This is a genomic window from Bradyrhizobium sp. BR13661, assembly GCF_029892425.1.
In the GTDB taxonomy this organism is placed as follows: domain Bacteria; phylum Pseudomonadota; class Alphaproteobacteria; order Rhizobiales; family Xanthobacteraceae; genus Bradyrhizobium.
The window spans coordinates 40168-59823 of sequence record NZ_JARXWB010000039.1 but is presented as its reverse complement, the minus strand read 5'-3'; the positions used below and the strand labels follow the sequence as shown (position 1 = coordinate 59823).

Sequence of the window (19656 nt, the reverse complement as noted above, 5' to 3'; positions counted from 1 at the left end):
GGCCTGCATGCTTTTTGGGCGCCCGGGAGCATCGGCTAAATTTTAAGCCGGCTGCCCGAATTTCATCAAGGAACGAGCCCCGGATAATTCCGGAGGCGCCCGCAATCATCTGAAATAACATCTGTTTTTATTTCACGGAAGCTGGCACGCAACTTGTATGTTGCAGTGCGGCCAGCTTGTCGCAGATGCCTGCTGAGCCAAGTCCCACAGCAACGAAGCTGATTGGACCGTTGGGTGGCGAAGCAGGCTTTTGGGCCAGCTGAGTTCCTCGCGGGGCCTTCCCATTCCGTCGATGCCACCCCGGTGGCCGCAGGAGCTTCGTTACCGACCATGAAAATCGAAACGCTCGCAGTCGACTTCACCGACGAGCAGAAACGCTATCTCGAAGGTTTCACGACCGGTCTCCAGATCAGCAAGGTCGGCCGCGGCCTTGGCGGCGCCGCCGGCAAGGCCAATGCCGAGCCTGTTGGCCCTGACGCCGCGCACATCAAGGCGCAGGACAAGATCATCGCATCGGGCAAGAAGCTTGCCGATCAGGAGAAGTTCAAGCGCGACGAGCATCCCTTCGATGCCTATCCGCGGCTGCGCCAGCAGGCGCTGGACAACGCGCCGCCGAGCCCGGCGGACAATTTCCGCTGGCGCTACTACGGCATCTTCTACGTCGCGCCGACGCAGGACTCCTATATGTGCCGCCTGCGCATCCCGAACGGCATCATGAAGCATTGGCAGCTGTCGGGGCTTGCCGATCTCGCCGAGGAACTGTGTGGGCCCTACAGCCACGTCACCACGCGCGCCAATCTCCAGCTTCGCGAGCTCCCGCCGAAGAACGCGACCAAGCTGCTCGAGGGCATCCAGGACCTCGGCCTGTGCTCGCGCGGCTCCGGCGCCGACAACATCCGCAACGTGACAGGGACCCCGACCGCCGGCATCGATCCGCAGGAGCTGATCGATACGCGGCCCTTCGCGCGCGAGTGGCACTATCACATCCTCAACGATCGTTCGCTCTACGGCCTGCCGCGCAAGTTCAACGTTGCCTTCGACGGCGCCGGCAAGATCGCGGTGCTGGAGGAGACCAACGACATCGCCTTCACCGCCCATGAGGTGAAGGACGGTTTTGGCGTCGAGCCCGGGGTCTGGTTCAGACTCGGCCTTGGCGGCATCACCGGTCACAAGGACTTTGCAAAATACTCCGGCATCATCGTCAAGCCGGAGCAGGCCACTGCCGTTGCCGACGCCATCGTGCGCGTCTTCATCGAGCATGGCGATCGCACCAACCGCAACAAGGCGCGGCTGAAATATGTGCTCGATGCGATGGGCCATGACGGCTTCCTCAAACTCGTCGAGGAGCGGCTGAAGACGCCTTTCGCGCGCGTGCCGGAGGAGGCGTTTGCCCCGCGGCCTGTCGCGGACCGCATGGCGCATGTCGGCGTGCACAAGCAGAAGCAGGATGGTTTGAACTGGATCGGCGTGTCGCTGACGCTCGGCAAGATCAGCTGCAACCAGATGCGCGGCCTTGCCAAGGTCGCACGCGATCTCGGCGACGGTGAGATCCGCCTGACCGTCTGGCAGAACCTGCTGATCTCTGGCGTGCGCGACGAGAACGTCGCGCTTGCGACCGCCGCGATCAAGGAGCTCGGGCTTGCGGCCGAGGCCTCGCATATCCGTGCCGGCCTGATCGCCTGCACCGGCAATGCCGGTTGTCGCTTTGCCGCGTCGAACACCAAGCGCAATGCCGCCGAGATCGGCGACTGGTGCGAGCCGCGTGTCGCCATGGACAAGCCTGTCAACATCCACGTCACCGGCTGCCATCATTCCTGCGCGCAGCACTACATCAGCGACATCGGCCTGATCGGCGCCCGCGTGCCCGTGAGCGAGGAGGACACGGTCGAGGGCTATCACCTCTTCACCGGCGGCGGGTTCGGTCCCGACGCGGACGTCGGGCAGGAGGTCTATCACGACCTCAAGGCCGAGGACGCGCCGAAGACGGTCGAGGCGCTGCTCAAGGCCTATCTCGCCCATCGCTCATCGCCCGACGAAACCTTCCTCGCTTTCGCGCGCCGCCACGACGGCGAGACGCTGCGCAAGCTTGCCGATGCACAGGTGTCCGCATGAACCAGATCACACCTCCGCCGAAACTCGACATCATCCCCGCCAGCGCCCCGTTCTCGGACGCGCAGCGTTCCTGGCTGAACGGCTTCTTTGCCGGCCTGTTGTCGCCTGACGTGGCGACGCCGCTGTCCGCGGAGCAGGGCACCGCTGTCATGCAAAGTGGCGACGGCGACGACGGTGAAGCGCCGTGGCATGACCAGACCATGCCGATTGCCGACCGCATGAAGCTGGCCGAAGGCCGCCCCGTCCGCCGCAAGATGATGGCGGCGATGGCGCAGCAGGACTGCGGCCAGTGTGGCTACAATTGCAGCGACTATTCGGAAGCGATCGCGAGCCGCAGCGAAGCGCGGCTCAATCTCTGCGTCCCCGGCGGCAAGGAAACCGCCCGGATGCTGAAATCGCTCTACGAGGAGCTGGACAAGGCGCCCGCGGCCAAGGGAGGTGACAAGCCGGCGGGCAAGGCGGATGTCGCGGCAGCGCCGGCGGTGACGGTTACGATCGCCGAGCCCGGCCGCTCGCGCGACAACCCGGTTGCGGCGACCTTCCTGTCGCGGCGCCTGCTCAACAAGGGCAAGTCGGAGAAAGAGACCTATCACATCGAATTCGATCTCTCCGAGAGCAAGCTCGATTACGTCGTCGGCGACAGTTTTGGCGTGTTCCCGCGCAACGATGTCGGCCTCGTCGACCAGATCATCGCGCTGCTCGGTGCGTCGCACACGACCAAGGTCAACGGCAAGACCTTGCGTGAGGTCTTGATCGACGATGTCTCGCTGTCGCCGGCACCGGACTCGCTGTTCGAGCTGATCTCCTTCATCACCGGCGGCGCGCAGCGCGAGAAGGCGCGCGCGCTGGCACAAGGTGAAGATCCCGATGGCGATGCGGCCACTCTCGACGTGATGGCCACGCTGCAGAAGTTCTCCGGCACGCGGCCGCATCCGGAAGCATTCGTCGAGGCGCTCGAGCCGCTGCAGCCGCGGCTCTATTCGATCTCGTCGTCGCACAATGCGACGCCCGGGAAGCTCTCGCTCACGGTCGATTCCGTGCGCTATGTCATCAACAAGCGCAAGCGGCTCGGTGTTGCCTCGACCTTCCTTGGCGAGCGCATCAATGACGGCGAGACGCTCAAGGTCTATGTGCAGAAGGCGCACGGCTTCGGCCTGCCGCAGGATCCGAAGACGCCTATCATCATGATCGGGCCCGGCACCGGCATCGCGCCGTTCCGCGCCTTTCTGCTCGATCGCAAGGCGACCGGCGCGCCCGGCAAGAACTGGCTGTTCTTCGGCCATCAGCGCAGCGATTGCGATTTCTTCTACCAGGACGAGCTCAATGCGATGAAGACGTCGGGGCAATTGACCCGGTTGTCGCTGGCCTGGTCGCGCGACGGCGAGAAGAAGTTTTATGTGCAGGACCGCATGCGCGAGGTCGGCCGCGAGCTGTGGACCTGGCTCGCCGAAGGCGCGCATCTCTATATCTGCGGCGATGCCAAGCGCATGGCCAAGGACGTCGAACGTGCTCTGGTCGACATCGTCGCCCAGTTCGGCGCGCGCTCGACCGACGAGGCCGTCAGCTTTGTCGCCGAGTTGAAGAAGACCGGCCGCTTCCAGGCCGACGTCTACTAAGCCGCGGCGGGATCTCCCTGAATCGCCGTCGCCGTGCATCGCGCCTGCGACGGCGTTCTACTGTGCATGGGGTTGTTTTCGCGGTTTCGGTTTGTTGGAACCGGAACCGGTTCCATTTGGCTCGGACTTTAACGAATAGGATTCCTGGAACCCGCGATTGCGGAGAATTTTCACCTGCAAAGCGAGTTTTCAAAGCGCTTCCATCGCTATTTGCACGGCCGTCTTACAGTCGTCGTGTTCGATCGTTCATACTCGCCGGATGCTGCGTTGGAAATCGACCATCCGGGCATTGTCGGCGGAAGCCAGGCTTCATCTCTATGCGCGGTCGCTCTCGCGCAGGACAAAGGCGAGCGCGCCCCACATCGGCATCTACGGCGCCTGCGCGCTCATCGCAGTGCTTCTCTTCGGCACGCTGTCGGTGCACCCGTTTTAACAAGTCTTCGCCGCTGATCACGACCCGCGCTTGAACGGCGCGACCTCGATGCCCGCATCCTTCAAGGCTTGGCGCAGCGTCCGCGCGATCTCGACGGCGCCGTGCGTGTCGCCGTGGATGCACACCGTGTCCGTGCGCATCTTGATGACCTTGCCTGTGACCGACACCACCGCGCCATCCTGCACCATCCGCACCACGCGGTCGGCGATCACTTTGGCATCGTGCAGCACCGCGCCGGGCTTCTTGCGCGAGACGAGATTGCCGTCGTCCTCATAGGCGCGGTCGGCGAACACCTCGTGCACCATCGGCAGGTTGGCTTCTTCACCTGCTTTCACCAGCTTCGAATTGGCCAGCACCACGAAGATCAGGCTGGGATCGACGGCCTTGATTCCCGCAGCGATCGCCTTCGCCGTCATGTCGTCCTCGCAGGCAACATTCGACAGCGCGCCATGTGCCTTCACATGCGTGACCTTGTGACCGGCCGCCGTCGCGATCGCCTGCAGCGCGCCGATCTGGTAGGCGACGAGGTTCTCGATTTCGGAAGCCTTCAGGCCGGCGATCGGATGCCGGCCGAAGCCGTGCAGGTCGCGATAGCCGGGATGCGCGCCGACCGAGACGCCGCGCGCCTTCGCCAGCTCCACCGTGCGGCGCATGATGTCGGGGTCGCCGGCATGGAAGCCGCAGGCGACGTTGACTGAGCTTGCGAGGTCAATCATGGCGGCATCGTTGCCCATCTCCCACGCGCCAAAACCTTCGCCGAGGTCGCAATTGAGATCGATCGTCTTCATGGTTGCTCTCCGCCTCTGGTCTTGATGTCGTTACGGCTCCGCCGTGACCTGCCAGGTCCCGGCATCCATCGCGCTCACCGCATAGCCCGCAACGTTGGCATTGCTGAGCGCCTCGATGTTCAGCTCGACCGTGTCGGACGAGCGCAGGCGATCGGGCAGGGTGCGGATTATTTGCTGAAACTTGCGCGCCTCGTCCTGCGCCTCGGCCACCGTGACGGCCTTGAAGCGGAATGCCGTTCCTGCCGAGGTCTGCGCGAGCCGGCCGACATCGGCCGTGATCACGGTTGCGATCTTGGGATAGCCGCCTGAGGTGCCGCGGTCCATCATCAGCACAATCGGCGCGCCATTGCCGGGCACCTGGATGCTGCCGTTGACCGTGCCGTCGGAGACGATGTTGTGGCCGTGCAGATGCTTGATCGCGGGGCCGTCGAGCCGGTAGCCCATGCGGTCTGACGTCGCCGAGATCTTCCAGTCGCTCCCCAGGAACAGCGCCTTGTTGGCGTCGTCGAACTCGTCGTCCTGCGGCCCCAGCACGACGCGGATCGGGCCGCTTATTGGCTTCGGCAGCTCGATCCGCAATTCGGGCGCGCCGCTGGCGGCATCGACCGTGAATTCGTCGCCGGCCTGCAGCGCGCGCGGGTAGGGACTGCCAAGCCCGGCGCGGGCATTGACCGCGAGGCTGCCGAACACCTCTTCGCCTTTGATGGCGCCTTCGATCGCGAGATAGGTGAACGCGCCGCCGCGGGCAAAGCCCAGCGTCAGCGTCTCGCCGTCCTTCAGCGTGACCGAATTGTCCATCGCCACCGGTTTGCCGGCGACATCAGCATTGCGCGGCGCACCCGATATCGCGACGCGCACGGCGCCGTCCCTGGCCGTGAAGGTCGCGCCGAACGGGCCGATCTCGACAGCGGCTGCGAAGGGCTCGTTGCCGACCAGCGTGTTCGCCGCTGCCAACGCCAGCCGGTCCATCGCGCCGCTCACCGTCAGGCCGTAGCGCTGCGCGCCGTGGCGGCCGCCGTCCTGGACGGAGCTTGCGGGCCCGATGCTGGCGACAATGAGCCGGCTCATGCGTCGACCCGCTCGGCGATGATCTCGCCGGCTTCCGCGGCGCGGTCCATGTCCTCGAACGTCTTGTGGTCGATGGCAAAGAACGTCACGCGATCACCGGGCTCGGTGAGGAAGGTTGGATTGCGGTGGAGCTGATAGGTTCTGACAGGCGTGCGGCCGAGCAAGTGCCAGCCGCTCGGCGCGGCCAGGCACTGGATGCCCGCCTGGATGCCGCCGATTGAGATTGTGCCCGCGGGCGTGAACAGCCGGGGCGACTGCCGCCGCGACATGTGCAGGGATTTGTCGAGCCCGCTGAGATAGGACCAGCCCGGCGTGAAGCCGATCATTGCGACGCGATAGTCGCCTCCGGAATGACGGGCGACGATGTCGTCGGGCGTGGTGTTGAGCGCCTTCGCGACATCCTCCAGATCAATGCCGTGCTCACCGCCATAGGCGACGGGAATGCGCCAGCGCCGCGCCCTCGTCGTCGTCGGCAGCTTCTGGCTGGCGAGCGCAACCAGCTTTTCGCCAAGCGCGTCAAATCCGATCTTGCCGGGGTCGTAATGCACCAGCAGCGAGCGATAGGTCGGGATGGTCTCGGAGATGCCCTCGATGGGCGAAGCTGCGAGCGCCTTGTCGAGTGCGAGCACGCGCTCGTTGGCGGCGTCGTCGATGGTGCGGCTGAACTCGACCGTGACGGCGCTGTCGCCACTGGGCAGAAGGCGGGGCGGAGAAAGCGTCGCGGCCATGGGCTGTCGATATCGGGCTTCTCGGGAAACGCGGGCTCGACCTTGAGTTCCGCCTCAACCCTGCTTCGCGTAAATGCGCCCGCAAGTCCAATAAATTAATGCAGGGGGTGCCGATAAAGCCTTGTTATCGCGTCGCATAACAGCCCGGCAGGGGCGCGTTTGTGTCAGGGCTTTGGGCCTTGACGGCAGGCGCCCGGCTCGCAAGATGCGCGCGTTCTTTCCTGCACCTCGGAGCTCGTTCTCGCCCATGTCGCTGTCCCCCGAAGCCCGCAAGACCCTCGCCGGCATCACCACTGCCACCATCACCACGGTCCTGCTGAAGAAGGGCCTGCGCAATGTGTGGATGCGCGGCGCGCGTCCGCTGCGTCCGGGCCTGCCGCGCCTGGTGGGACCTGCCTTCACGCTGCGCTTCGTGCCGGCCCGCGAGGATCTGGCGACGCCGGAATCCTGGTCGTCGCCGATCTCGACCCGCACCGCGATCGAGGCGATGCCGGAAGGCTGCATCGCCGTGGTCGACGCCATGGGCATCACCGATGCCGGCATCTTCGGCGACATCCTCTGCGCCCGCATGATGAAGCGCGGCGTCACCGCGCTCGTGACCGACGGCGTCGTGCGTGACGTCGAGGGCGTGCTCGGCACCAATCTGCCGGTGTGGTGCGATGGCTATGCCGCGCCGCCGTCCGTCGCAGGCCTGACCTTCGTCGGCTGGGGCGAGCCGATCGGCTGCGGCGGCGTCGCCGTGTTCCCGAACGACATTGTCGTCGCCGATCAGGATGGCTGCGTGCTGATCCCGGCGGCGATGCTCGACCACGTGCTCGCCGAGGGCGTCGAGCAGGAGCGGATGGAAGCCTGGATCGTCAACGAAGTGAACAACGGCGCGGTGCTGCCCGGCCTCTATCCCATGAACGCCGAGACCAAGGCGCGCTACGCCGCCAGCAAGAAGTAACAGGAAACGAGGACACCATGGACATTACCCTCGCAGGCACGCGGCCGACCCGCCGCGCGCCCAAGGAACACTTCACCGGCACCGTGTTGCAGGACCCCATCAACATGGCGCCCGCGCCGGCGCGGCTGAACGTCTCGCGCGTTTCGTTCGAGCCGGGCGCTCGCACCAACTGGCATCACCATCCGCTCGGGCAGACGCTGTATGTGATTTCGGGCGTCGGCCGCGTCCAGACCAAGGGCGGCCCGGTCAAGGAGATCCGTCCCGGCGACACCGTGTGGATTCCGCCGGGGGAAGTGCACTGGCACGGCGCCTCGCCGGGCAACTCGATGTGCCACATTGCCATGCAGGAAGCACTCGACGGCGTGTTCTCGACCTGGCTCGAGCCGGTGACGGACGCCGAATACGGGGCAGCGCTCGGTTGACGCTTACATCCGCTCAGCGGTCCAGGTGCCCGAGCACATGGCGCCATGCCATGTGCCGGAGCCCGAGGTGCCGCTGAGCCGGCCGGAGCCGACAGCGCTCTTGATGCCGGTGCTCAGGGCGACGCTGATGCTGCCGGCGTCAGCGACGCGGCCTGATGCGGTCACCGCGGCACTGCTCGAAGCGATCTGGCCGTTGTTGATGCCGATCGCGACGGTCGATCCGTTGCCGCAGGTCTGGCTCGACGAGGAGATGCGGACGTTCCATGTGCCGTCGAACGTCGAGCCCGCAGCGTCCGCATGCGCAAGCGGGACAACGATAGCGAGTATCGTAGCGAAGAGACCTTTGCGAAAACCGTTCATGACACGCCCCTTTGGTTGACTGTGCGGGGAACCTGTCACGGGCGCGGAACCCGCGATGTGAGGACAGTCACGCGCGCCAGGCCCTCTGTGAGGAGACGCACAAAAGCAAAGGGGCCCGGATCACGGGCCCCTTGTCTCTCTCGAAGAACGTCACGCTGACCTAGTTCACGCGCGTCCAGGTCTGGCCGCCGCAGAACATACCGCCGAAGGCGCAGCCCTGGACATGCAGGCGGTCCGTTCCCTTCAGCGAGATCGTGGAGTCGTAAGTCGAGTTGGTATTGGGATCGAGGATGCGGCCCGACCATTTCTGGTCCTTGCCAGGTTTCATGTTGATCAGGATCTGCTCGCCGTTCTGGTTCGATTTGCTGTCGACCGAATAGCCGCAGAGATTACTGCCGCATTGCTCGATGCGGACCTTGCCTTCCTTCTCCTCGGTGAGCCAGACGCCGAGCGGCGAATTGAGGTCGTGTGCGGGCGCAACCGCTGGAGCTGCCGGGGCGACAGCCGCGGATTGAACTGGCGCGGGGGCAGCCACAGGCGCCGGAGCGGGCGGCGGAGGCGGAGCCGGCGGTGCGACAGCCACTGTCGGAGCCGGCGGCGGAGCTGGCGCGGGTGGCGGGGCCGGTGCGGCCGGCGCCGTAGCCACCGTCGGGGCCGCGTTTGGAGCCGGTTGAGGCGGCGGCACCATCAGGTCTTCAGCGGGAGCGGTACTGGCCGTCGCCGCCGGAGGCGGAGTAGCTGGGGGCGGCGGGGCCGGTGGCGGAGCCGCGGCTGCGGGAGCAGGTGCCGTCGGCGGTTGTTCCGCTGCGGAAGGCGCGACGACAGGAGCGGGCGGCGGCGCCGGTGCGGCCGGGATTTGTGGATCGACCTTGGCTTGCTGCGGGGTTTGCTGGGCCGGGGGCGTCTCGTTCTTTTTGGCTTTCTTGGCCTTGCCGGTGTTGTCGTAGACGCCGGGAATCTGCACCGTGCCGCGGTCTGGGTCGATGCGGATGGTGCGGCCGCCGTACTCGAACGTGTACTGCGCCTGCGCTGCGGTGCTCACCAAAAGGAATGCGGCCGTCGCCAACAGCTTCCTCATTTCTATCTCCCGAAAAGCTGATCGCCGCACCGACGCTTACGCCCCGGCCCGATTGCGAAAAGTGATCTAGATCACTGTCACGGTATGAGTCGTCTGCCGGACGTTCGGGGTTCAATACCCCAGGAGCCGGTCCAAAGTTTGGCGAGGGGCAAGCGTCAGGAGGCCGCGGCGGTTAGTCGAACCATGCGGCGTAGATCTTCTTGTAGCTGCCGTCCTCCATGGAGATGTGCAGCCACTGGTCGACGAAGGCCTTCAGCGCCATGTCGCGCTGGAGCCAGTAGGCCTTCTCCGAGAAATCGAACGGCTTGTCCGGATGCACCGCGCAGAGCACGCCGGAGTTCTGCTTCTGCTGGTAGCGGGTCTCGGACGCGTCCGTCATCATCAGGTCGGCATTGCCCTTGGCGATCTCGTGGAAGATCTCGGTATTGTCGGGGAAGACACTAATGTCAGCGTCCTTGATGTTGGCGCGCGCGAAACGCTCATTGGTCCCGCCGGGATTGACGATGACGCGGGTGCCCTTCTTGTCGATATCGGCGATGCTCTGGTACCTGCCGACATCGGCGCAACGCGCGATCGGCGTCTTGCCCTCGCGCATGATCGGCGTCGAGAAGAAGCCCTTCTTCTGGCGGTCCAGGGTCACGGAGACGCCGCCCATCGCAATGTCGAACTGGTCGGCCTCGAAATCCTTCATCAGCTTCGGCCAGGCCGTCGGGACGAACTCAACCTTGACGCCGAGCGCTTTGCCCAGCGACTCCGCCATGTCGACGTCGAAGCCGGAAAATTGCTGCGTCGCCTTGTCCAGATAGGTAAAGGGCTTGTAGTCGCCGGTCATGCCGACGCGCAGGGTGCCGCGCTTGATGATCTCGTCGAGGCGCGAGGGCGTTTGCTGCGCGTGTGCCGAAAGGGTTGCCAGCAAGACGACGGCCAAGGCCGCCACGATTCGAACGATCATCTCTTTTCCACCCAACTCATTTTTGCCCAAGTCTTTTCCACCAAAGCCCGAGCTGTCATTGTGCAGCTCTCAAGAGGATTTAGACCAGATGCCGGTTTCTGGCGAGACGGAATTGAAGGGAATCTCGACGTGACGATCTCGATGTACGAGGCCTCGGTGGGCCTGTTCGTGCCTTATTTGCGCAACCTGTCCGTCCTGCTCGACAAGGGCGTTGCCTATGCGGAGAAGCGCCGGTTCGACTCGGCCGTTCTGCTCGGCATGCGGTTGGCGCCGAATATGTACGATCTGGCGCAGCAGGTGGGCGAGGCCTGCCGCCACGCCATGGTCACTTCGGCCTTGCTGGCAGACCGCGAGCCGGTCGCGCTGCCGGCGCTGGAGCACGACATGGCGGGTCTTCAGGCGCGCATCGCGACGTCGATCGAATTCATCGAGAGCCTGCCGCACGCCGAGATCGACGCGGCTGCGGAACGGAAGGTCGTCTGGAGGCTGAAGGACGGGACCGAGCTGCCCTTTACCGGGCGGACGCTGCTGCTCGTCAACTGCATTCCGCAGTTCTTCTTTCACGTCACGACGGCCTACGACCTGCTGCGGCACGCGGGCGTCGAGCTCGTGAAGAAGGACTTCCTCGGCAGAAAGTAATTAAGCTTCGCCCTTGCGCTCATAATCGGCGAGCGAACTGCGGCCGGCGATCTCGCTGCGCAGCAGCTCAAAGCGTCGCTGCGCCTCACTTTCGTGTTCGTCGACGAACTGCACGGCGGCCTCGCTCGACATCGGCCCGCTGACCACGGGAGCGGACTGCTCGCCGATGGTCTCGTGCACGTAGTACTGGCCGTCGTCGCCGCGATGGACGGTCCATTTCAGCCGGATCGCCGCCATCGGCCCGGGACCGACCTTGCTGTAGCCGTCGGCATCGGTGTGCTCAGGCACCAGCGGTTGCTCCTCGACGACCGGATGCTCGTCGGCGCCGTGATGCTCGTCTGCGACCGCATATTCGTCGGCAGCCACCGCTTCAGCTTCGGTGTCGCGAACGGCGAAACCAGGCTCGGGGCGCTCGAAAATGCTGGCGATGGTCGCCAGCGCTTGGTCGGTCGGGTCGATATCTGACAAGGGTCCATCCTCCAGCTCGACGCGGCCGGCAAGTCTGTCCCACTGCCGCCGCGGCCGGACTTATTACGCGGGTTTGATTAAGGCTGAGTTGGGGCCCGATCTGCACCAAAATGGGACGCATTCTGGCCATCCGAAGGCGGGCAAATTTGCCGCCTTCGGATTTACCTCAGCCCAGTACGTCCTGATTGATGATGTTCTGCCTGATGGGATCGCCGTCCAGCACACTCAGGATGTTGCGCGCGGTCTGTTCGCTCATGCGCTGGACTGCCTCGACCGTGACGCCGGCGACGTGCGGGGCCATGATGACGTTGGGCAGCCCGAACAGCGCATTGCTGACCGGCGGCGGCTCGACCTCGAAGACGTCAATGCCGGCGCCGGCGAGGTTGCCGGAGACGAGCGCGTGGTAGAGCGCAGCCTCCTTCACGATGCCGCCCCGCGCGGTGTTGATGAGGTAGGACCGCGGCTTCATCCGGCCGATCCTGTCAGCATCGAACAGGCCAACTGTTTCCGGCGTCTTCGGGCAGTGGATGGTGACGAAGTCGGCGTTGGGTAGCGCCGCGTCGAGATCAGCGACCGGCTCGCAGCCGGCGGCCTTGATGTCGGCTGCTCCCTTGTAGGGGTCGTAGACCTGAACGTTCATTTCCATCGCCTGGCAGCGTTTGGCGGTCCGGCTGCCAATGCGGCCGAAGCCAACGATGAGCACGGTCTTGCCGTAGAGATCGAACGGCAGCATGCCGAGGCGCTCGGCCCATTTGCCGTCCTTGACGCAGGCATGCATCTCGTTGGCGCGCTTGGCGAGCGTCAGCATCATGAACAGTGCCTGCTCGGCGACTGAAGGCGAGTTGGCGCTGCCTGCGACCATCAGCGGCACCTTGCGGCGCGAGAGGGCGGGGACATCGACGGCGTCGTAGCCGACGCCGATACGGGTCACCACTTTCATGTCCTTCGACGCTTCGAGCTCCGTCTCGCCAAAAGCAGTGGCGCCCAGCGCCACGCCGTGGACCGGTGCATGGCTCTTGAGCAGAGCCTCGAAATCCTTGGCAGAGATCAGGTTCGGAAACTCGACGAGTTCGATATCGTCCCGCTGGGTGAGGAGGGCGCGTGCCCCTTGCGATAAAGTTTGTGTAACGAAGATCTTCTTCTTGTTGGTCGTCATCGCTCCCTGCCTGCTCGCGTTTCTCGCGCCGGCGTCACAGCACGACGCCAGTCGCCTCGTTTAGCAGGTGCATATTGTTGAGGTCCATCGCCAAACGCATGGGAGCCCCGTCCGTAGCGCCGGCATTGGGATCGACGCGGCCGCAGACGGGCGTGCCCTCAAGTCCGAAATAGACCAGGGTCTCCATCCCCATCGGCTCGGTGACATCGAGCACGGTGTCGAAGCTCTCAACGCCCGGTCCGAGATGCGCGTGCGACTCGGTCAGATGCTCGGGCCGGATACCAAGCAGCAGCCGGTCGGTGCGCGGTAGCGAATTGTAGCGCGCAGCGCGGGCCGGCGGCAGCGCAAAGGCGATGCGGTCGGTGAGGCGGATCTGGAGCGTGCCGGCGGCATCCTCCAGCCGGCACGGGATGAAGTTCATCGCGGGTGAGCCGATGAAGCCTGCGACAAAGCGCGTTGCCGGCTTGTGATAGAGCTCGTTCGGCGTGCCGATCTGTTCGATCCGCCCCTTGTTCATCACCACGACGCGATCGGCCAAGGTCATCGCCTCGACCTGGTCGTGGGTCACGTAGACGGTCGTCGTGCGCACCTTCTGGTGCACCTTCTTGATCTCGATCCGCATCTGCACGCGCAGCTTGGCGTCGAGATTGGACAAGGGCTCGTCGAACAGGAAGACCTTCGGGTTGCGCACGATGGCGCGCCCCATCGCGACGCGCTGGCGCTGCCCGCCGGAGAGCTGCTTCGGCTTGCGGTCGATCAGATCGGTGATGTCGAGCAGGCGCGCGGCTTCCGTCACCCGCGCCTTGATCTCGGCCTTCGGGTAGTGCTTCAGCCGCAGCCCGAACGACATGTTCTCCGCAACCGTCATGTGCGGGTAGAGCGCGTAGTTCTGGAACACCATGGCGATGTCGCGGTCTTTCGGCGGCACGTCGTTGACAACATCGCCGCCGATCATGATGTCGCCGTCGCTGATGTCCTCCAGGCCTGCGATCATGCGCAGCGTCGTCGATTTGCCGCAGCCGGACGGGCCGACGAGGACGATGAACTCATGGTCGGCGATATCCAGGTCGATGCCGCGCACCGCTTCGACATCGTCGTAACGCTTGACTACTTTCCGCAATGCAACGTCAGCCATGAGCATTCAACCCTTTGTCGCACCGGCGGTCAGGCCGGCAATGTAGTAATCCATCAGGAAGGCGTAGATGATCAGCGGCGGCGCCGCGCCGAGCAGCGCGCCGGTCATGATCTGCCCCCAGTTGAAGACGTCGCCCTTGATCAGCGTCGTCGTGATGCCGACCGGCAGCACCAGCTGATCCACCGACGTCGTGAACACCAGGGGATAAAGGAATTGGGCCCAGGACACCGTGAAGGCGAAGATCGTCGCCGCGATCAGACCTGGCAGCGCCACCGGAATGAAGATCCGCAGCAAGGTCTGCAGCCAGGAGGCGCCGTCGATGATCGCGGCCTCGTCGAGCTCCTTCGGGATCGAAGCGAAATAGCCGATCATGATCCAGGTGCAGAACGGCACGGTCAGCGTGGGATAGATGAACACCAGCACATACCAGCGGTTCAGCAGGGTGACGCCGGTGAACTCCTGGATCACCGCCAGCATCTTGAATAGCGGAATGAACAGCAGGCTGTCCGGGATCAAATAGGTCAGGAACACGCCGGTCGCGAGCGTCGCCGAGCCCCAGAACTTCATTCGCGCCAGTGCGAACGCCGCGGGGATGCTGATCAGCATCGTCACCATCACGACCACGATCGAGATGATCGACGAATTCCAGAAGAACCGCAAAAACTGGTTCGAGGTCAGCAGCTCGACATAGTTCGACAGGGTTGGGTGAAACACCCACCATGGATTGGTGGCGGCCGAAATCTCCGCGCTGCTCTTGAGCGAGGTGATCACCATGTAAAGGGGCGGCGTCAGGAAGAAGATCGCAAACAGCACCAGGAAGAAATAGGACCAGCGCAGCGCCCAGGCGCGGTCCCGGCTCATGCTGCCCAGTTTGCGGGTTGGTCCGGCCTTGTCGATTGCCAGCGTGCTCATCAGGCTTCATTCCCGCGTTTGGAGACGTCGCGCAGGATGAAGATCGCTGCGACGGCGAGGATCGGCACCATGAAGAGCGAGACGCAGGCGCCCAGCGGGATATCGCTGCTCTGGATGCCGACCTGGAACGCCCAGGTGGCAAACAGATGCGTCGTATCAAGCGGCCCGCCCGAGGTCAGGATGCGCACGATGTCGAAATTGGCGAAGGTGACGATCAGCGAGAACAGCGTGGTGATGGCGATGATGTTGCGCATCATCGGCAACGTGACGTACCACATCTTCTGCCACCAATTGGCGCCGTCGATGGCGGCCGCCTCATAGAGCTGGTCGGGGACCGACTTGAGCGCAGCGAGGTACATGATCAGGAAGAACGGCGCGCCATACCAGACGTTGACGAGGATGACGGAGAAGCGGGCCCAGAAGGTATCGCCGAGCCAGGGGATCGGGCCGACGCCGAAGAAGGAGAGCGTGTAGTTGAAGGCGCTGTAGGAGGGATCGAACAGCCACAGCCACGCCAGCGTGCTCATGGCCGGCGGAATCACCCAGGGAACCAGCAGCATGCCGCGCCATTTGCGCTGCTTCTTGCCCGGAATATTGTGGACGAAATGTGCGACGATGAAGCCGATCAGCGCCTTGAAGATCACGGCGGTGATCGCAAAGATGCAGGACTGCTTCACCACCATCCAGAACGTCTCGCGCTTGAACAGGAAGGTGAAATTGCCCAAGCCGACGAATTTCGTCATCGCCTTGTTCAGCGTCGCCAGATAAAGCGAGAAGAACGCGGGATAGAGCACGAGGAGCCCGATCAAGAGGATCAGCGGCAGCGTCAGGAAGAACGCCACGGTCGATTTCCGCCCCAGGACATTGCGCAGGCTCGTACCTTTTCTGCGCGAATTGGCAGCACGGGCGAGGCGGCCTTGCTCAACGACGACATCAGCCATAGTTGGAACTCTCTGGATCAGACTTTCAGGAGCAAGCGTTTCGGCGGATGGTTTTGCGGCGAAGCCGGCGACCGGTCGGCTTCGTGACATGAAGAGAGAGTGAGAGCGCGCCTTGGCGGCTCACGCCCGAAGGCGCGAACCGCCATGGCACACACCCGGCTCAGGTCCGCATGAAGCCCTCGCACTCGCCTTCGGCCCAGGCGAGCGCGGTGTCCATCTTCTCGCCCTGCGCAAAGCGCAGCGCCATCTTGGTCAGTGTCGCCTGGAAGTAGATCTGCTGGGCGATCTTCGGCGGCGCCGGCGATGCGGCGATCGACAGGGTCTGGCGGTGGTAGGGATCCGGATAGTGGAACAGCGTGCCCTTCGGCGGCCCTTCCTCGGCCCAGGTCTTGAACTTCGTCATGTTCGCGTAGGCGGGGAGATCGTATCCGCCGCTCGCCACGACGAACTTCTCAATCGCCGCGGGCGAGGACAGATGGACGAGCAGGCTCTTGGCCGCCTCCTTGTTCTTCCCGAAGCTCCAGACGCCCCAGAAATAAGGCAGGAACGGCGCAAAGCGGCCCTTCGGCCCGGCCGGGAAGCCATGAGTCCAGCATTGCTCGGCGACCTGCGGCGCATCGCGCTTGGCGACGGCCCAGGCGCTCGGTGGGTTCATGATCATCGCGCCGCGGCCCGAGATCAGCCATTTGTTGTTGGAGGCGTCATCCCAGGACGGCGCATCGGCCGGCAACACGGCGATCAGCTTCTTGTAGAACTCGAGCGCCTGCCGCACCGCGTCGGTCTTGACGGTGACGTCGCCCTTGGCATTGACGAGCTCGGCGCCGAACGACTGGAAGATTGCTCCCGCCGTGTCGACGCTGTCGGTGGTCTCGCCGAGGCCGATGCCGAAGGGGAAGCCGGCCTTCTGACAGGCTTCCGCCGCTTTCAGGAACGTCTCCAACGTCCAATTGTCGTCTTTCGGCGGGCCGCCGGCCGGGTACATCTCCTGCACGTCGATGCCCGCGTGCTTTTTCATGAGATCGATGCGGGAGCAGGGGCCCTTGATCTGGCTTCCCGGCGTTGCTGGTGCTGCAAGCCATTTGCCGTCCAACTGTCCCAGATATTTGACGGTGCCGTTGACCTCGCCGTTCTGCTTGATGAGCGGCTCCATGACGTCGTTGAGCGGCTCGAGATTCTCGGAATAGGCATGCGGCCACCAGCTCGGCATCTGAAGAATGTCGTGACCCGACTTGGCCTGTGCTTCAGCCGCCGCGGTCAGCTCGATCTTCTTGTTGTTGCTGGTGATGTAGTCGATGGAGACCTCGACCTTCTCCTTGTCGGCCCATTCCTTGACGAGCGCGGTGGAGGCGTCGTTGGCGCCGGGCACCCAATGGTCCCAGAAGCCGATCGAGAGTTTGCCGGCAGCGTAAGCGCCTCGAACATAGGGCGCCGCGATCAGCGCCGTGGAGGACATTGCAGTGGCAGCGACAAATTGACGTCGCGTCAGTGTCTTGCGTGACATCTCGTTTCCTCGCCTTGGTTCGTTTTATTGTTCTGTCGTTTCCTCTGACTCTTCCAAGTTTGTTTTTGATTTTGTTGTTGGTCGTTTCTTGTTGCCGTCGTTGTCCCGACCGGCAATTGGCGTGCGGGACAAATTGGTAGCGCGATCAGATCATGATTGATTGCGTCTGTCGAGAAAGCCGAATGCCTCGCTCTCTAGAACTAACGTTGTGTATGGAGCAACGACAGCGTTGGTTGGCCCTGGGCTGCGGCTGCTCTTATTGCGACGCACACTTTGGGCCCTGGCGGCCAGAGAGAGCACGTGCGCAATTGCGCCGCAGTTCCGAACGAGCTTGCGTTGCCGCTTCGCATCGGAGGACCTTTCAGGCGGGGACAGCGCTGGTGCGCGCCTAGACCTGGGCTCGGCGAAAACGGTAGTGTTGCAACCGGCAGCAGGCCTGCCGTTTCCGTAAGAAGGCAAGCAGATCGAGATGGAGACCCAAATGATCACCCCGGCGTCGCTAGCGCGGCTTGGCCCAAGAATTGGCCTGCATCGATGGCTCGCGCTCGGGTCCGTGCTGACACTGCTGGTTGGCGCGGCCGCGGTTGCGAATGCACAAGGTTTGGTCAAGGGCGTCCAGGAAGGAGCCGCCGCCGGCAACAAGGCGGCGGGTCCCGTCGGTGGTGTCCTCGGCGGCGCCATCGGCGGCGTGGTCGGCGTCTTCTCTGGTGTTCTTGGCGTCGGGAACAACAACAGCCAGCCGCCGGCGGCCAAAGATGCAAGCAAGGACGCATCAAAGGATGCGAACAAGGATGCAAAGGACGCCAAGGGCGCCGGCAAGGACAAGGATGCCAAGACGGCCAAAGGCGCCAAGGGTGACAAGGGTGCCAAAGCCAGCAAGGAAGCCAAGAACGCTCCCGCGGCCGACACCAATGAAAAGGATGTCACGGTCCTGACCCAGCCCGGCGCGCCGCAATTGACCGCCGATCAGATTGTCTCCAACAGCGATTCCTATATCGAGCGCATCAAGACCGAGCTGAACCTCACGCCTGATCAGGAGAAACACTGGTTCGGCTTCTCCAGCGCCATGCACTATCTCGGGCACAATGGCGCCGAGCGGCTCAACCTGCGCATTGAGCGGGCCAAGCGCGATCCGCCTGACGACATCATCGAGCAGATGCGCAACGAGGCGCAATTCCTGATCGACCGCGCCGCCGACCAGCGCAACGTCGCCGATGCCGCCGAGCCGCTGTTCTCGAGCCTCGATGACAAGCAGAAGCAGGTGTTCATCCAGGAGATGGTTCGCCTCAGCCACGAGCGTGGGCTGGATTGATCGAGCTTGAATCGGGTTGCATGCATTCGTGGAATTTGAAGGCCACGAATTCGTGAATCCTTCTTGCAAATCGGATATGCTTATCTCCGCATGTGGTTTGCGGGGTTGATATGGCGGACGCACTCTCCGTTTTCCTGGTCGAAGACGAGGCGTTGATCCGGATGATGATCGCCGACATGGTGGAGGAACTCGGCCACCATGTCGTCGCTGAAGCGGATAACGTGCGCGATGCCAGCGCCTTCGCGATGACCGCGCAGTACGATTTCGCGATCCTCGACATCAATCTGATGGGCGTTTACGTCGACCCTGTCGCAGAGTTGATCGAGCGGCGTGGCAAGCCGTTCCTGTTCGCGACCGGCTATGGACCGGAGCTGCTGCCGTCCTTGCTCCGGCGCAGGCCGATCCTGCGCAAGCCGATTGCGCTCGACCAGCTCAAGGCGATGATCGACACGATGTTTCCGGATACTGCCGCCAAAGCACCGCTCTGACACTGCTGACGATCGAGACACCGTCAATGAAAATGGCCGCCCGACGGGGCGGCCATGTCGCGACGGAGGATCCGTCAGTGCGTCACATCAGGCCGGTGCTGAGGTCGACGCCGTGCGCCATCAGGCTGAACGAGGCGAGCAGTCCCAGGCAGCAGAAAATAACAACAGCCTTGAAAGAAGTATCGATCGACCGGGTCTGGACGGCAGCCGGTATTTCGGCGAGCGAAATCATGCTCATATTCATTCCCCCCTTGTGATAATCCTGAATTGCATCAGGTGAGGGAACTCTTAGAGCAAAAAGTTTGACACAGGATTGCCAGGGATCCTTAACGGAATCGCAATCGATCTCGGACTCGTTGCCTTGTACTCGCGGCTCCTGCAATCGTTAGTTGCGGCCCGACTTCAGCACATTGGCGATGGTATTGGCCGTCATGGCGGCGCGGTCCGAGGCGCGCTGGGCGGCCAGCCGATCCCTGGCTTTTTCCTCGATCAACAGCTCGATCAGCGCCATCCGTTTCGCTTCATCGTCTGCCTCGGTCAGCAGCCGGTGATAGCGATGATAATCGAAGCCCACATCCTGCTTACGCATGTCACGCCCCCG

The 19656-nt window shown here is 63.6% G+C and carries 22 protein-coding genes; 8 read left to right on the top strand and 14 right to left on the bottom strand.

Annotation, left to right across the window (positions count from 1 at the left end; all coding sequences use genetic code 11):
* Window positions 1–330: 330 nt before the first annotated feature.
* The 3 genes from M2427_RS37490 (at window position 331) to M2427_RS37480 (ending at window position 4161) form a co-directional block, all read left to right on the top strand.
* Complete coding sequence (locus M2427_RS37490; RefSeq protein WP_280711829.1) at window positions 331–2112, top strand: NirA family protein; 1782 nt, start codon at window positions 331–333, stop codon at window positions 2110–2112.
* Window positions 2109–3728: a sulfite reductase subunit alpha gene (locus M2427_RS37485; RefSeq protein WP_280711828.1), complete on the top strand. Its 1620-nt coding sequence runs from the start codon at window positions 2109–2111 to the stop codon at window positions 3726–3728. Before M2427_RS37490 ends, M2427_RS37485 begins: the two co-directional genes overlap by 4 nt.
* 259 nt (window positions 3729–3987) lie before the next feature.
* Window positions 3988–4161 (top strand): hypothetical protein, encoded by a 174-nt coding sequence (locus tag M2427_RS37480; RefSeq protein ID WP_280711827.1) that lies wholly within the window; start codon window positions 3988–3990, stop codon window positions 4159–4161.
* Between the two features lie 17 nt (window positions 4162–4178).
* On the opposite strand, the gene M2427_RS37475 is transcribed toward M2427_RS37480, so the two are convergent.
* From M2427_RS37475 to pxpB, 3 genes are read right to left on the bottom strand one after another with little or no spacing between them, the layout of a single operon-like run.
* Window positions 4179–4949: a 5-oxoprolinase subunit PxpA gene (locus M2427_RS37475; RefSeq protein ID WP_280711826.1), complete on the bottom strand. Its 771-nt coding sequence runs from the start codon at window positions 4947–4949 to the stop codon at window positions 4179–4181.
* A 30-nt stretch (window positions 4950–4979) separates the two neighbouring features.
* Entirely contained in the window at window positions 4980–6017 is a 1038-nt protein-coding gene (locus M2427_RS37470) for a biotin-dependent carboxyltransferase family protein (RefSeq protein ID WP_280711825.1), read from the bottom strand.
* A complete protein-coding gene (gene pxpB, locus M2427_RS37465; protein WP_280711824.1) occupies window positions 6014–6745 on the bottom strand; it encodes a 5-oxoprolinase subunit PxpB in 732 nt (243 codons plus the stop codon). Before pxpB ends, M2427_RS37470 begins: the two co-directional genes overlap by 4 nt.
* A gap of 247 nt (window positions 6746–6992) precedes the next feature.
* On the opposite strand from pxpB, the gene M2427_RS37460 reads away from it, so the two are divergent.
* Complete coding sequence (locus M2427_RS37460) at window positions 6993–7691, top strand: ribonuclease activity regulator RraA (RefSeq protein ID WP_280711823.1); 699 nt, start codon at window positions 6993–6995, stop codon at window positions 7689–7691.
* A gap of 17 nt (window positions 7692–7708) precedes the next feature.
* On the top strand, window positions 7709–8113 hold the full coding sequence (locus tag M2427_RS37455) for a cupin domain-containing protein (RefSeq protein ID WP_280711822.1): 405 nt from the start codon (window positions 7709–7711) through the stop codon (window positions 8111–8113).
* A 3-nt stretch (window positions 8114–8116) separates the two neighbouring features.
* Here M2427_RS37455 and M2427_RS37450 read toward each other — a convergent pair whose 3' ends face one another.
* The 3 genes from M2427_RS37450 to M2427_RS37440 form a co-directional block, all read right to left on the bottom strand.
* Entirely contained in the window at window positions 8117–8473 is a 357-nt protein-coding gene (locus M2427_RS37450; RefSeq protein ID WP_280711821.1) for a hypothetical protein, read from the bottom strand.
* 160 nt (window positions 8474–8633) lie between these two features.
* Window positions 8634–9551 (bottom strand): DUF2147 domain-containing protein, encoded by a 918-nt coding sequence (locus M2427_RS37445; protein WP_280711820.1) that lies wholly within the window; start codon window positions 9549–9551, stop codon window positions 8634–8636.
* A 172-nt stretch (window positions 9552–9723) separates the two neighbouring features.
* On the bottom strand, window positions 9724–10503 hold the full coding sequence (locus tag M2427_RS37440) for a transporter substrate-binding domain-containing protein (RefSeq protein ID WP_280711819.1): 780 nt from the start codon (window positions 10501–10503) through the stop codon (window positions 9724–9726).
* Between the two features lie 141 nt (window positions 10504–10644).
* Between M2427_RS37440 and M2427_RS37435 the strand changes: the two genes are divergently transcribed.
* Window positions 10645–11142, top strand: a complete 498-nt coding sequence (locus M2427_RS37435) for a DUF1993 domain-containing protein (protein WP_280711844.1) — start codon at window positions 10645–10647, stop codon at window positions 11140–11142.
* Here M2427_RS37435 and M2427_RS37430 read toward each other — a convergent pair whose 3' ends face one another.
* The 6 genes from M2427_RS37430 to M2427_RS37405 form a co-directional block, all read right to left on the bottom strand.
* On the bottom strand, window positions 11143–11610 hold the full coding sequence (locus M2427_RS37430; RefSeq protein ID WP_280711818.1) for a hypothetical protein: 468 nt from the start codon (window positions 11608–11610) through the stop codon (window positions 11143–11145).
* A 166-nt stretch (window positions 11611–11776) separates the two neighbouring features.
* A complete protein-coding gene (locus tag M2427_RS37425; protein WP_280711817.1) occupies window positions 11777–12766 on the bottom strand; it encodes a hydroxyacid dehydrogenase in 990 nt (329 codons plus the stop codon).
* A 34-nt stretch (window positions 12767–12800) separates the two neighbouring features.
* Window positions 12801–13901 (bottom strand): sn-glycerol-3-phosphate ABC transporter ATP-binding protein UgpC, encoded by a 1101-nt coding sequence (gene ugpC / locus M2427_RS37420; protein WP_280711816.1) that lies wholly within the window; start codon window positions 13899–13901, stop codon window positions 12801–12803.
* A 6-nt stretch (window positions 13902–13907) separates the two neighbouring features.
* The gene (locus M2427_RS37415; RefSeq protein ID WP_280711815.1) at window positions 13908–14813 is read right to left on the bottom strand and encodes a carbohydrate ABC transporter permease; all 906 of its coding nucleotides are present in this window, start codon (window positions 14811–14813) and stop codon (window positions 13908–13910) included.
* Complete coding sequence (locus M2427_RS37410) at window positions 14813–15754, bottom strand: sugar ABC transporter permease (protein ID WP_280711814.1); 942 nt, start codon at window positions 15752–15754, stop codon at window positions 14813–14815. The genes M2427_RS37415 and M2427_RS37410 overlap by 1 nt, the downstream gene beginning before the upstream one ends.
* 160 nt (window positions 15755–15914) lie before the next feature.
* Entirely contained in the window at window positions 15915–17255 is a 1341-nt protein-coding gene (locus M2427_RS37405; RefSeq protein WP_280711813.1) for an extracellular solute-binding protein, read from the bottom strand.
* Between the two features lie 481 nt (window positions 17256–17736).
* On the opposite strand from M2427_RS37405, the gene M2427_RS37400 reads away from it, so the two are divergent.
* Together M2427_RS37400 and M2427_RS37395 are read left to right on the top strand one after the other, a co-directional pair.
* Window positions 17737–18567, top strand: a complete 831-nt coding sequence (locus M2427_RS37400) for a Spy/CpxP family protein refolding chaperone (protein WP_280711812.1) — start codon at window positions 17737–17739, stop codon at window positions 18565–18567.
* Between the two features lie 110 nt (window positions 18568–18677).
* Window positions 18678–19055, top strand: a complete 378-nt coding sequence (locus tag M2427_RS37395) for a response regulator (protein ID WP_280711811.1) — start codon at window positions 18678–18680, stop codon at window positions 19053–19055.
* An 82-nt stretch (window positions 19056–19137) separates the two neighbouring features.
* Here M2427_RS37395 and M2427_RS37390 read toward each other — a convergent pair whose 3' ends face one another.
* A complete protein-coding gene (locus M2427_RS37390; protein WP_280711810.1) occupies window positions 19138–19293 on the bottom strand; it encodes a hypothetical protein in 156 nt (51 codons plus the stop codon).
* Between the two features lie 147 nt (window positions 19294–19440).
* On the bottom strand, window positions 19441–19644 hold the full coding sequence (locus M2427_RS37385) for a hypothetical protein (protein ID WP_280711808.1): 204 nt from the start codon (window positions 19642–19644) through the stop codon (window positions 19441–19443).
* Window positions 19645–19656: the final 12 nt, after the last annotated feature.

Bases quoted from the DNA above. Each gene is read 5' to 3' on its own strand.
- M2427_RS37415 (WP_280711815.1), bottom strand. From the start codon at position 14,813: ATGAGCACGCTGGCAATCGACAAGGCCGGACCAACCCGCAAACTGGGC.
- M2427_RS37425 (WP_280711817.1), bottom strand. From the start codon at position 12,766: ATGACGACCAACAAGAAGAAGATCTTCGTTACACAAACTTTATCGCAA.
- M2427_RS37435 (WP_280711844.1), top strand. From the start codon at position 10,645: ATGTACGAGGCCTCGGTGGGCCTGTTCGTGCCTTATTTGCGCAACCTG.
- M2427_RS37475 (WP_280711826.1), bottom strand. From the start codon at position 4,949: ATGAAGACGATCGATCTCAATTGCGACCTCGGCGAAGGTTTTGGCGCG.
- M2427_RS37470 (WP_280711825.1), bottom strand. From the start codon at position 6,017: ATGAGCCGGCTCATTGTCGCCAGCATCGGGCCCGCAAGCTCCGTCCAG.
- M2427_RS37390 (WP_280711810.1), bottom strand. From the start codon at position 19,293: ATGAGCATGATTTCGCTCGCCGAAATACCGGCTGCCGTCCAGACCCGG.
- M2427_RS37490 (WP_280711829.1), top strand. From the start codon at position 331: ATGAAAATCGAAACGCTCGCAGTCGACTTCACCGACGAGCAGAAACGC.
- M2427_RS37460 (WP_280711823.1), top strand. From the start codon at position 6,993: ATGTCGCTGTCCCCCGAAGCCCGCAAGACCCTCGCCGGCATCACCACT.
- M2427_RS37455 (WP_280711822.1), top strand. From the start codon at position 7,709: ATGGACATTACCCTCGCAGGCACGCGGCCGACCCGCCGCGCGCCCAAG.
- M2427_RS37410 (WP_280711814.1), bottom strand. From the start codon at position 15,754: ATGGCTGATGTCGTCGTTGAGCAAGGCCGCCTCGCCCGTGCTGCCAAT.
- M2427_RS37400 (WP_280711812.1), top strand. From the start codon at position 17,737: ATGATCACCCCGGCGTCGCTAGCGCGGCTTGGCCCAAGAATTGGCCTG.
- M2427_RS37440 (WP_280711819.1), bottom strand. From the start codon at position 10,503: ATGATCGTTCGAATCGTGGCGGCCTTGGCCGTCGTCTTGCTGGCAACC.
- M2427_RS37445 (WP_280711820.1), bottom strand. From the start codon at position 9,551: ATGAGGAAGCTGTTGGCGACGGCCGCATTCCTTTTGGTGAGCACCGCA.
- pxpB (WP_280711824.1), bottom strand. From the start codon at position 6,745: ATGGCCGCGACGCTTTCTCCGCCCCGCCTTCTGCCCAGTGGCGACAGC.
- ugpC (WP_280711816.1), bottom strand. From the start codon at position 13,901: ATGGCTGACGTTGCATTGCGGAAAGTAGTCAAGCGTTACGACGATGTC.
- M2427_RS37405 (WP_280711813.1), bottom strand. From the start codon at position 17,255: ATGTCACGCAAGACACTGACGCGACGTCAATTTGTCGCTGCCACTGCA.
- M2427_RS37485 (WP_280711828.1), top strand. From the start codon at position 2,109: ATGAACCAGATCACACCTCCGCCGAAACTCGACATCATCCCCGCCAGC.
- M2427_RS37395 (WP_280711811.1), top strand. From the start codon at position 18,678: ATGGCGGACGCACTCTCCGTTTTCCTGGTCGAAGACGAGGCGTTGATC.
- M2427_RS37480 (WP_280711827.1), top strand. From the start codon at position 3,988: ATGCTGCGTTGGAAATCGACCATCCGGGCATTGTCGGCGGAAGCCAGG.
- M2427_RS37385 (WP_280711808.1), bottom strand. From the start codon at position 19,644: ATGCGTAAGCAGGATGTGGGCTTCGATTATCATCGCTATCACCGGCTG.
- M2427_RS37450 (WP_280711821.1), bottom strand. From the start codon at position 8,473: ATGAACGGTTTTCGCAAAGGTCTCTTCGCTACGATACTCGCTATCGTT.